The organism is Candidatus Accumulibacter sp. ACC007 (assembly GCF_907163205.1).
Classification (GTDB): domain Bacteria; phylum Pseudomonadota; class Gammaproteobacteria; order Burkholderiales; family Rhodocyclaceae; genus Accumulibacter; species Accumulibacter regalis.
Genome location: NZ_CAJQUD010000012.1, coordinates 41,311 through 53,192 on the forward strand (window position 1 = coordinate 41,311; position 11,882 = coordinate 53,192).

Here is an 11,882-nt window from a genome sequence, read left to right on the forward strand (position 1 = left end):
AGGTCGGGCATCCTGACCAAGCCCCTGAGGATTGCCTGCAGCCGGCCCGCCGCCGGTAAGCGGCAGGGCACTTGCAAAAAAACCCCGCTGCGGCGGGGTTTTTTATCGTCACACCGGTCGCGGCGCCAGCCCTTCGGCAGCGAGTCCCCGGTCTGGCTTCGCGGAACTTACTTGTAATAGCCGACCGCGCAGACCTGGTCGCCGACCTTGGTCACGTAGACCACCTTGTTCACCGGATCAGTCTGGCCGGGACGTGGCCACATGTACGAAACCTCGACGATCACGCCATCCTTGGCGGCAGCGTAGACCTCGACGCCCAACGGCTTGCCGGCCTTGTCCTTGAGGTCTTTCAGGCTCTTGCCGACAAGGGACGGATGGGCGGTGAAGTTTCCGTCAGGCCCTCCGCAATAGGGGTAAAGGTCCCGGTCCTTGAAACCGCCCTCGCCCTTGGTAAACATCGCGAGCGCCTGAGCCTTGTCGGCATTCACCGCGGCGACCGCTTTTTGGAGCATGGCCTTGGCTTCGGCGGGAGTACCGTATTCTGCTGCCCATGCGGTACCAGCGGATGAGAAGACTGCAACTGCTGAGGCTATGGCTAATTGACGTAGCATCGAGACTCTCCTTATCAAGTTCAAGTTATCAAACAACAACAACGACTTGCGAAAGTAGCACGGGTGAGGGGCAAAGCCACTCACGGAGCATGGTAGATCAAATAGCACCGAAGGATGCCAAAAATTGGCTGAGCGCAGCGCGCCTGCCCGCTGCGCAGCCGGCACCCGACCCACGGAGAGGGGAGTCGGGAAGTCGAATAAGCGGGCCGGCATGCGTTCTTGCCCAATGCCGCAGCGGCTGCTTATCATCGGCCGCTGGTCACCCCGGAGAGCCAGTACCAGAATGCCACTGCACATCGAAACACCGCTCATCGAATCGCGCTCGCTGAGCAGCGCCGGCCATTGTTCCGTGTGGCTCAAGCTGGAAGCGCTGCAGCCACCCGGATCGTTCAAGATTCGCGGCATCGGTGCTGCCTGCGAGGAGTACAGCCGACGAGGCGCGCGGCGCTTCGTGTCCTCATCCGGCGGCAATGCCGGATTGGCGGTTGCCTATGCGGGCCGCCGCCTGGCGACCCCTGTCACCGTGGTGGTGCCGGAAACCACTTCCGCAAGAGCCAGGGAGCTCCTACGGCAGGAGGCTGCCGAGATCATCGTCCACGGCGCCTCCTGGCACGAAGCCAATGTCCTGGCGCTGTCGATGATCGAGGAATCGGACGCCTTTCTCCACCCCTTCGACGACCCCCTGCTGTGGCACGGCCATGCCACCATGGTCGACGAGCTTGCGCGCTCGATGCCCGCTCCCGATGCCGTGGTCCTCTCGGTTGGCGGCGGCGGCCTGCTCTGCGGGGTCATCGAAGGCCTGCATCGCAACGGTCTCGGGCGGGTCCCGGTGATCGCCGTCGAGACCGCCGGCGCGGCGTCGTTCAATCGCTCGCTACTGGCCGGTCAAAGGGTCGAACTCGAAGCCATCCGCAGCGTCGCCACGTCTCTCGGCGCCAAGCGCGTTTGCGAGCGCGCGTTTCAATGGTCGACAGAGCACCCGATCCACAGCGTCGTCGTCTCCGACCGCGCTGCGCTCGACGCCTGCGAGCGCTTTCTCGCCGACCACCGGCTGCTCGTCGAGCCAGCTTGTGGCGCCGGCCTGGCGCTGGCTTATGCAGGCTCGCCAGCACTTGCCGGCTTTGCCAGAGTGGCATTCATCGTCTGCGGCGGCGCGACGGCGACCATCGATCAGATCCGGGAATGGTCGGCGAACGCAGCTGAGGAGCAGGAAGACCTATAATCGCCTGCTGCGGCCTGTTCGGGCAGGGCCGCCGGCCTTCCCCCGACCGTCCTCCTCAACCGAAGAGCATCAACACATGAGTTTGCTGGATTCAATGGATACGACCGCCACCGAAACCGACAAGGACCTTCCCCTGCGCGAGGACATCCGGCTGCTCGGCCGAATTCTCGGCGACACGGTCGGTCAGCAGGAGGGTGGCGAAGTCTTCGATGTCGTCGAACGTATCCGCCAGAACTCGGTGCGCTTCGCTCGCGATCTCGACGAAGGCGCCCGCGCCGAGCTGGAGAAAATCCTCGCCGAACTGCCACGCGACACGATGCTGGCCGTCATCCGCTCGTTCACCTATTTCCTGCATCTCGCCAACATCGCCGAGGACGAGCACCACGTCCGCCGCCGCCGAGCGCACGAGATGATCGGCTCGCCGGCACGCGACGGCAGCCTGGAACTGGCGCTGACGCGGCTGCAAGCCGCCGGCGTCAGCGGCGAAGGGCTGCGCGCCTGCCTCGAACAGGCGTTGATTTCGCCGGTGCTCACCGCGCATCCGACCGAAGTCAGTCGCAAGAGCATCCTCTTCTGTCAACACGAGGTCAGGGGCCTGCTCGACGACCGCGACCGGCAACGCCTGACGCCGGGCGAGCTCGCCGACAACGAGGTCGCGCTGCGCCGTGCCGTGCTGACGCTGTGGCGGACGCGCATGGTGCGTTCGACGCGCCTGGCGGTGATCGACGAGGTGAAGAACGGGATCAGCTATTTCGACGAGACTTTTTTCGTCGAGCTGCCCCGCCTCTACTGCCAGTTCGAAGATCAGCTCAGGCAGGCCTTCCCCGGCCAGCGCTGGGCACTGCCCAACTTTTTCCGCGTCGGCTCATGGATCGGTGGCGACCGCGACGGCAACCCCTTCGTCACCGCCGAAGTGCTGCGTGAAAGCGTGCGCCGGCAGTCGATCGCCGCTTTCGACTTCTATCTCGGCGAAATCCACGCGCTCGGTCGCGAGCTGCCGCTGTCGCATACCCTGGTCGATGTCTCCGAGGCCCTCGCAGCGCTCGCCGAAGCTTCTCCGGATAGCGCGCCGCAGCGCCTCGACGAGCCCTACCGGCGGGCGCTGACGGGCATCTACGCGCGCCTGGCAGCAACCTCCAGCACGCTCGACCAGCACGAATCGCCGGAGCACGCCGTCGGTGTCGCCGACGCCTACGCAACACCCGAAGAGATCGTTGCCGACCTGCAGGTATTGGTCGATTCGCTGATCGCCAACGGCGCCGAGCTGATCGCCGCTGGCCGCCTGCGCAACCTGGTGCGGGCCATCGGCGTCTTCGGCTTTCATCTCGCACCGATCGATCTGCGCCAGAATTCCGAGGTGCACGCGCGCACAGTCGGCGAACTGCTGGCGCGGACACAGCGCTGCACCGACTACTCCGCTCTCGACGAGCCGGCACGGATCGCCCTGCTGAGCGATGAAATTGCCAGCCCGCGGCCGCTCTACTCGCCGTACATCGACTACTCGCCCGAAACGCGGGGCGAACTGGCGATCTTCTTCGCCGCTCGCGAGCTGCGCCAGCGCTACGGCGCCACCGCCTTGCCGAACTGCATCATCTCGAAAACCGACGGCGTCTCCGATCTCCTCGAAGTCGCCCTGCTGCTCAAGGAAGCCGGCCTGCTGGTGCCCGGAGAAGCGCCGCAACTGGCACTGAACATCATCCCCCTGTTTGAAACCATTGACGACCTGCAGCGCGCACCGGCGGTGATGCAACAACTCTTCGCACTGCCCGCCTACCGCGCGCTGCTCGCCGCGCGCGGCGACGAACACGAAGTGATGCTCGGCTACTCCGACAGCAACAAGGACGGCGGCTTTCTAACCTCCGGCTGGGAACTGTACAAGGCCGAAATCGGCCTGACCGCGACTTTCGCCGAGCACGCCATCCGCCTGCGCCTGTTCCACGGCCGTGGCGGCAGCGTCGGGCGTGGTGGCGGACCGAGCTACGACGCCATCCTGGCGCAACCGCCGGGAGCCGTCGCCGGCCAGATACGGATTACCGAGCAGGGCGAAGTGATCGCCTCGAAGTACGCCAACCCGGAAGTCGGCCGCCGCAACCTCGAAATTCTCGCCGCCGCGACGCTCGAAGAAACCCTGCTCGGCATCGACCGCGACGACCTGCCGACCGCCGCTTTCCATCAGGCCATGGACGAGCTGTCGACACTGGCCTTCCAGGCCTACCGCCAGCTCGTTTACGAAACTCCCGGCTTCACCCGCTACTTCCGCGAATCGACGCCGATCCTCGAAATCGCGACGCTGAACATCGGCAGCCGGCCGGCCGCGCGCACCGCATCCGACCGAATCGAAGACCTGCGCGCGATTCCCTGGGTCTTCTCCTGGGCGCAATGCCGGCTGATGCTGCCCGGCTGGTACGGCTTCGGCAGTGCCGTCAAGCGCTGGCGCGCGCAACGCCCCGACGCCCTGCCACTGCTCCAGGAGATGCACCGCGACTGGCCCTTCTTCCGCACCCTGCTGTCGAACATGGACATGGTGCTCGCCAAGTCCGACCTGGCCATCGCCTCGCGCTACGCCGAGCTGGTCAGCGATGCCGAATTGCGCAGCAGCATCTTCGCGCGCATCAGCGAAGAATGGCAGGCCACGCGCGAAGCACTGCTGGCCATCAACGGCCAGGACGAACTGCTCGCCGACAACCCGCTGCTGCAACGCTCGATGCGTAACCGCTTTCCGTACATCGACCTGCTCAACCACCTGCAGGTCGAGCTCCTGCACCGACTGCGCGCCGGCGACGACGACATCCGCCTCAAGCGCGGCAGCCTGATCACCATCAACGGTATCGCCGCCGGGCTGCGCAACAGCGGCTGAGCCAGCGCAGCGGTGGGCGGTGGCGCGACCTTGCACGCGCTCCGCTCCGCGCAACGGAGATGCTTCGCCGCCGCGTCTTTACCTGTCTTTGCAAACGGCGACGGCAGTTAACCTGGCAGTGGCGATAATGTCAGCCTGAGCTCCACGAACGCCATCGATGTCCGAGCTTGACAGCGGCCCGACCGGCCAGCAGCGCGCCAGGACGCCAAGCAACCGGCACGAGCCCTTGCCGCGGCACACGGCCTTTGCCAACGACCGCAGCGCACCCGCCCAACGCCAGCCTCCCTGAAAACCGATCCTCTCACCGATGCCCACCCCGACCCCCACCCCCTCCCCCTCCCCGACCCTCGCCGCCTCCAGCGCCAGGATTCGCCTGGTTCTCATCGTGATCGCCGCCGTACTCGTGCTCGGCGGCGCTTTCGCGGCCTTCCATTTCGCGTCTCGCGGCGCCGACGGCTCCAGGAGCAGCGACGCCAAAGCGGCCACCCCGACGCCTCCGCCAAGACGTACCGCGCTGGCGGTGAGCACCGTACACCCGCAACAGGCGACCTGGTCGCAGCAGCTCAGCGTCAGCGGCGGCATCTTCCCGTGGCAGGAAGCCGTGATCGCCGCCGAGACCAGCGGCCTGCGCGTCGTCAAGCTCGCAGCGGATGTCGGCAGCGTCGTTCGCGCTGGCCAGTTGCTCGCCGAACTCTCGCGCGACAGCGTCGAAGCCAGCCTCGCTCAGCAGGAGGCGAACCTCGCCAAGGCCAGGGCCGCCGTCGCCGAAGCGACGGCGAATGGCGACCGCGCGCGCCGGGTCAAGGGCAGCGGCGCGATGTCCGAGCAGCTGATCAACCAGTATCTGAGCGCCGAACAGAGCGCAAAAGCGTCCGTCGCCGCAGCCGCGGCAGCGCTCAGGAGCGAACGCGTCCGCCTCGCGCAGACGCGCATCGTCGCTCCTGACGACGGCGTGATCAGCAGTCGCAGCGCAACGCTGGGCAGTGTCGTGCAAGCCGGCAACGAGCTGTTTCGCATGCTCCGCGGCAATCGCCTCGAGTGGCGCGCCGAAGTGTCTGCCGAGCAGCTGGCACGCCTCGCGCCGGGGCAGAAGGCCCAACTGCGCCTGGCCGATGGCACGCAGCTCGACGGCCGCATACGCATGCTGGCGCCCACGCTCGACGCCGCCACGCGCAAGGCACTGGTCTACGTCGACCTGCCCACCGACAGTGTCGCCCGCGCAGGAATGTTTGCCAGCGGCGAGATCCTCACCGGCAGCACGACGGCCAGTGTGCTGCCATCGTCGGCGGTGATTCTGCGCGACGGGCACAGCTATGTTTTCCAGGTCGGCGCGCAGGACATCGTGCGCCAGATAAAGGTCGACACGGGTCGCCGTCAGGACGGCGACGTCGAAATCCTCGCCCCGCTGCCGGCCGACGCGCGCATCGTCGTCAGTGGCGGCGCCTTCCTGAACGATGGCGACGCGGTGCGCATCGAAGCGGCAGCGCCGGCCGCGGGGAACGCAGAAGCGCGTGTGGACGCGCGGGGCGCAGGGCCGGCACAGGCGGCGAAATGAACTTTTCCGCGTGGTCGATCCGCAACCCCGTTCCGGCGCTGCTGCTTTTTGCACTGCTGACTTTCCTGGGCATCAGCAGCTTCCGCTCACTGGGCATCCAGAATTTCCCGGACATCGAACTGCCGACGATCACCATCGCCGCCACCTACGAGGGTGTCGCGCCGGCACAGATGGAAACCGAAGTGGCGCGCAAGATCGAGGACCAGGTCGCCTCGCTCGGCGGCATCGAGCACATCACCACGACGCTGACCGATGGCTCGGCGTCGATCAAGGTCGCTTTCAACATCGACAAGAACGCCGAGGTGGCGCTCAACGAGGTGCGCAACGCGATCGATACGGTGCGCGCCGACCTGCCGGCGGCGATGCGCGACCCGGTCGTCTCCAAGGTCACCACTTCGGGCAGTGCCATCCTCACCTACGCACTGCGCTCCGCGCGCCTGGACGAAGAGGCGCTGTCGTGGTTCGTCGATAACGATGTCGCCAAGGCCATGCTGGCGGTCAAGGGCGTCGGCAAGGTCGCCCGCATCGGCGGTGTCAACCGCGAAGTGCAGGTCGATCTGGACAGCGCCCGCCTGGCCGCGCTGGGCGTCACCGCCGGCGACGTCTCGAACCTGCTGCGGCAGGTGCAGCAGGACGCCTCCGGTGGCCGCGGCGACATCGGCAGCGGCATCCAGTCGGTACGCACGCTGGCCGCAGTCGGCAGCGTTGCCGACATCGCCGCGCTCGAGATTCCGCTCGCCGGCGGGCGCAGCGTCCGCCTCGGCGACGTGGCCAGGGTCCGCGATGGGGTTGCCGAGCGCAGCAGCATCACCCTGCTCGACGGCCAGCCGGTGGTCAGCTTCGAAGTCACGCGCATCCGGGGCGCCAGTGAAGTGGCCGTCGCCAATGCGGTACGCAAGGCGGTCGCGCAGCTGCAGGCGAAGCACCCGCAAGTGCTCATCGAGGAGGCCTTCAACACCGTCGCGCCGGTGCAGGACAACTTCGACGGCTCGATGGAACTGCTCTACGAAGGCGCCTTCCTGGCCATTCTGGTCGTCTGGTGGTTTCTGCGCGACTGGCGTGCGACGCTGGTCTCGGCGGCGGCGCTGCCGCTGTCGATCATCCCCACCTTCGCCGCGATGTACTTCTTCGACTTCAGCCTCAACACGCTGACCCTGCTGGCCCTGGCGCTGGTCGTCGGCATCCTGGTCGACGACGCGATCGTCGAGATCGAGAACATCGTCCGCCACCTGCGCATGGGCAAGACGCCGGTCGAGGCGGCCACCGAGGCTGCCGACGAGATCGGCCTGGCGGTCATCGCCACCACCTTCACGCTGGTCGCCGTCTTCCTGCCGACCGCCTTCATGGGCGGTGTGCCGGGCAAGTTCTTCAAGCAGTTCGGGATCACCGCGGCGGTCTCGGTGCTTGCCTCACTGCTCGTCGCCCGCCTGCTGACGCCGATGATGGCCGCCTACTTCCTCAAGCCACACGGCGCACAGGAAGCCGACAGTCGCCTGATGACCCGTTTCCTCGCCTCGGCCAGCTGGTGCCTGCATCACCGCAAGACGACGGCATTGGCGGCGATCGTCTTCTTCGTCGGCTCGCTGGCGCTGCTGCCGCTGCTGCCGACCGGCTTCGTCCCGGCCGCTGATCGCGCGCAGACCAAGGTGAGCATCGAACTGCAGCCGGGCAGCACGCTCGACGAAACGCTGGCCATCGCCGCCCAAGCGCGCCGTCTGCTCGAACAAATGCCCGAGGTGACGCGCGTCTTCAGCGCCATCGGCCGCAGCTCGGGCGGCAACGACGGCCCGTTCGCGGGCAGCGCCAGCAGCGACGTGCGCAAGGCGACGCTGAACGTCAGCCTGGTCTCGCGCCACGAGCGCGCCAAGCAGAGCGCCGTCGAAGCCGAGATTCGCAAGCGCATGGCCGTCCTTCCCGGCGCCCGGATATCGGTCGGCGCCGGCCAGACCGGCGAAAACCTCAAGCTGGTGCTCGCCGGCGAGGACCCGGAAGCGCTGCGCCTCGCCAGCCAGTCGATCACCTCCGAACTGCGCACGCTCAAGGGCATCGGCAACGTCACTTCCGGCGCCAGCCTGCAGCGTCCCGAAATCCACATCACGCCGGACTTCGCCCGCGCCGCCGACCTCGGCGTCACCGCCGCCGCCATGGCCGGCGTCATCCGCATCGCCACCGCCGGCGATTACGACGCCAACCTGCCCAAGCTCAACCTTGCGCAGCGCCAGATCCCGATCCGCGTCCGCCTCGACGAGGCCCTGCGCCACGACCTCGACGCCGTTCGTCAGTTGCGCGTACCGGCCAACAAGGGCGCCGTGCCACTCGACACCGTGGCCGACATCCGCATGGGCAGCGGCCCGGCGCAGATCGACCGCCTCGACCGCCAGCGCAACGTGACCATCGACGTAGAACTCGGTAGCCGCGACCTCGGCGCGGTCGTCGCCGAAGCCAACGAACTGCCGGCGTTGAAGGGCCTGCCGCCGGGAATCAGCCGCCCGCCGTCGGGCGACGCCGAGCGCATGGCCGAACTGTTCGGCAGTTTCGGCTCGGCGATGCTGATCGGCGTGCTGTGCATCTACGTCGTCCTGGTGCTGCTCTTTCACGACTTCCTGCAACCGGCGACCATCCTCGCTGCGCTGCCGCTCTCGGTCGGCGGCGCCTTCTTCGCCCTGCTGGTCACCCACAACAGCTTCTCGATGCCGTCGGTGATAGGCCTCCTGATGCTGATGGGCATCGTCACCAAGAACTCGATCCTGCTCGTCGAGTACGCGGTAATGGCCCGGCGCGAGCACGGCATGGCCCGCTACGAAGCCCTGATCGACGCCTGCCACAAACGCGCCAAACCGATCCTGATGACCACCATCGCCATGGTCGCCGGCATGACGCCGATCGCCCTGGGGATTGGAGCGGAGCCGAGCTTTCGCTCGCCGATGGCCATCGCCGTGATCGGCGGGCTGCTGACTTCGACGGTGTTGAGTCTGCTGGTGATTCCGGTGGTATTCACCTACGTCGATGATCTGCTGCTGTTGCTGAAGCGGGTTGGACGACGCCTGCAACGGGCGAATCGGTGATCCGCTTCGCGAGCGCCGCATGCGCTTGCTCCCGCTCGGCCCGCGTCTGGTCGTTGTTCAGCGCGGCAATCCTGACCGGTCGACTTGGCAAGCCCCGCTCGCAGCAGATATGCTGCGACGGTAGTTGCCCCCTGCTCGGCGCTATCGGGCCCGGGCGCCGTTGTGCCCGACCCTTGTCGCTTCGCTGGTAAATCGCTGTTTTCAATCCGAGGATGCTTGATGAACGAAAAAACCTCCCGATCCTGCGCGCTGCTCACCGCACTCGTGTTTGCGGTGTCGCCGACGCTGGCGCAGCAAGCGCCGGCGGCGCCGGCGCAGGCGGCGTCAGCCAGTCCGGCACAGCAGACCTTCTCGCAGGAAGACCTTGACCGGCTGCTGGCACCGATTGCGCTCTATCCGGATGCGCTGCTCGCGCAAGTCCTCATGGCCTCGACCTATCCGCTGGAGGTGGTCGAAGCGGCCCGCTGGGCAAAGGCCAACCCCAAGGTCACCGGCAAGGCGCTGGAAGACGCAATGGTCAGGCAGCAATGGGATCCAGCGGTCAAGTCGCTGACTTCGGTGCCCGAAGTGCTCAAGCAGATGAACGAAAACCTCAGCTGGACGCAAAAGCTGGGCGACGCCTTCCTGGCCCAGCAGCAGGCGGTGATGGACACCGTGCAGTCACTGCGCGCCAAGGCCGATGCCACCGGCAATCTCAAGACGACCGAACAGCAGGTGGTCAAGACGCAGACGCAGGGCAGTCAGACGATCTATGTCGTCGAGTCGCCAAAGCCGGAGGTGATCTACGTACCCACCTACAACCCGAGCGTGGTCTACGGTAGCTGGTGGTATCCGACACCGCCGTATTACGTCTATCCGCCGGCCTACGTCTATCGTCCCGGCCTGGTGTTTGCCACCGGCGTTCTCGTCGGCGCAGCGATCTGGGGAGCCTGCAACTGGGGTTGGGGCCGCAGTTCGGTCAACGTCAACGTCAATCGCTACAACTCGTTCAACCGCACGAACATCAGCAACAACAACTGGAATCACAACGTCCAGCACCGTCGCGGCGTCGCCTACCGCGATCAGAACGTGGCGCGCCAGTACAATCGCGGCGGCAACGCCTCTGCCGCCCAGGCACGGGACAATTTCCGTGGCCGCGCCGAAAGCGGGCGCTCGGAACTCAAGGGCATGGATCGCAGCCAGCTCAATGATCGCGTGCAGAACGCCGACCGTGGCGCTCAGGCGGGGACGCGCGACAGACCCGATGGCGTCGGTGGTGGAAGGGCAACGGCCAGCGACCGCATGGCCGGCGGGGGCGCCAGGGCGTCGGCAGGCAACCGCATGGACGGCGGTAGCGCACGCAGAAACGCGACGAGCAGCGCCAGGGGGAGCGGCTTCTCGGGTGCCGGCAACGGCCGCTCAACGCGCGAAGCCAGCCAGCGCGGCCAGAGCAGCCGCTCTCAGATGAGCCATGCGAGCAGCGGAGGCGGCCGCGCAGGCGGCGGGGGCGGACATCGCGGTGGAGGTGGAGGTGGCGGACGTGGTCGCTGAACAGCCCTGCCCACCCCTTTCTGCGGAGAAGAAGATGATGAAAGTACTCAAGCACACGCTCACGACGCTCGCGGTCGCCGTGTTGGTCGCCACCGCCCCTGCCGTCCTCGCCACGGCAGCCGCGAAACCGGCCGCGCACGTGGTCCACAGCGCTTTTGCAACGCCTGACGACGCCGCCCTGGCGCTCGCTGAAGCGGTACGCAGCGGGGACCCGAAAGCGCTGCTGGCGGTCGTCGGCCCGAACGCCGGCAGTTGGCTGTTCAGCGGCGACGACGTGGCCGACCGGGAAGACTGGAAGCGATTCCTGGCCGAATACGATCAGAAACACAGCATCAGCGCCGAGGCCGATGGCAAGGCAGTGCTGCTCGTCGGGGACAGCGACTGGCCTTTCCCGGCACCACTGGTGCGCCAGGGAGGCGGCTGGGCGTTCGACGCCGAAGCCGGACGCGAGGAGATCACCAACCGGCGCATCGGTCGTAACGAGCTGGATACCGTCCAGACCCTGCTGGCGATCGTCGATGCGCAGCGTGACTATGCCAACGACGATCCCGACGGCAACGGAGTCAACGACTACGCACGCCGGATCGTGTCGACCACAGGTCAACGAGATGGCCTTTACTGGCCCGTCGCCGAGGGCCAGCCACCGAGTCCCCTGGGGGAGCTGATCGCGGAGGCCACCGGCGAAGGTTATGCCGTCAAGCAGTCGAAAGCCAGGCGCCACGAGCCGAGGCCCTATCATGGTTATCTCTATCGCATGCTTACTGCAGAAGGCAGCAACTCACCGGATGGCGGATACAGCTACCTCGTTGGCGACAAGATGATCGGCGGCTTCGCCGTCGTCGCCTATCCTGCCAAGTACGGTGCCTCGGGGGTGATGACTTTCATCGTCAATCACAATGGAATCGTCTATCAGAAGGATCTCGGCAAGGGCACGGCGAGTTCGGCAAGGGCGATGCGCAGCTTCAATCCCGACACCAGCTGGACGATGGTGCACTAGACGCCGGCGGCAGGCATGACGGCGATCGTCATGCCTGCCGGGGGC

General features: G+C 66.6%; 8 protein-coding genes. 7 read left to right on the forward strand and 1 reads right to left on the reverse strand.

Annotated elements, in window-relative coordinates:
- Positions 1-167: 167 nt before the first annotated feature.
- Positions 168-611, reverse strand: a complete 444-nt coding sequence (locus tag QZ634_RS20630) for a cache domain-containing protein (RefSeq protein WP_291991361.1) — start codon at positions 609-611, stop codon at positions 168-170.
- Positions 612-894: 283 nt separating this feature from the next.
- Between QZ634_RS20630 and QZ634_RS20635 the strand changes: the two genes are divergently transcribed.
- From QZ634_RS20635 to QZ634_RS20665, 7 genes are all read left to right on the forward strand, one after another.
- Positions 895-1,833 carry a pyridoxal-phosphate dependent enzyme gene (locus QZ634_RS20635; RefSeq protein ID WP_291991362.1) on the forward strand — a complete coding sequence of 313 codons (939 nt, stop codon included), beginning with the start codon at positions 895-897 and terminating at the stop codon, positions 1,831-1,833.
- A gap of 76 nt (positions 1,834-1,909) precedes the next feature.
- Complete coding sequence (gene ppc, locus QZ634_RS20640; RefSeq protein WP_291991363.1) at positions 1,910-4,690, forward strand: phosphoenolpyruvate carboxylase; 2,781 nt, start codon at positions 1,910-1,912, stop codon at positions 4,688-4,690.
- Between the two features lie 157 nt (positions 4,691-4,847).
- Positions 4,848-4,979: a hypothetical protein gene (locus QZ634_RS20645; RefSeq protein ID WP_291991364.1), complete on the forward strand. Its 132-nt coding sequence runs from the start codon at positions 4,848-4,850 to the stop codon at positions 4,977-4,979.
- Between the two features lie 18 nt (positions 4,980-4,997).
- The gene (locus QZ634_RS20650) at positions 4,998-6,245 is read left to right on the forward strand and encodes an efflux RND transporter periplasmic adaptor subunit (protein WP_291991365.1); all 1,248 of its coding nucleotides are present in this window, start codon (positions 4,998-5,000) and stop codon (positions 6,243-6,245) included.
- Positions 6,242-9,310, forward strand: coding sequence for an efflux RND transporter permease subunit (locus QZ634_RS20655; RefSeq protein WP_291991366.1), 3,069 nt, complete (start codon positions 6,242-6,244; stop codon positions 9,308-9,310). The genes QZ634_RS20650 and QZ634_RS20655 overlap by 4 nt, the downstream gene beginning before the upstream one ends.
- Before the next feature lie 219 nt (positions 9,311-9,529).
- The gene (locus QZ634_RS20660) at positions 9,530-10,840 is read left to right on the forward strand and encodes a DUF3300 domain-containing protein (RefSeq protein ID WP_291991367.1); all 1,311 of its coding nucleotides are present in this window, start codon (positions 9,530-9,532) and stop codon (positions 10,838-10,840) included.
- A gap of 34 nt (positions 10,841-10,874) precedes the next feature.
- On the forward strand, positions 10,875-11,837 hold the full coding sequence (locus tag QZ634_RS20665) for a DUF2950 domain-containing protein (protein WP_291991368.1): 963 nt from the start codon (positions 10,875-10,877) through the stop codon (positions 11,835-11,837).
- Positions 11,838-11,882 lie beyond the last annotated feature (45 nt).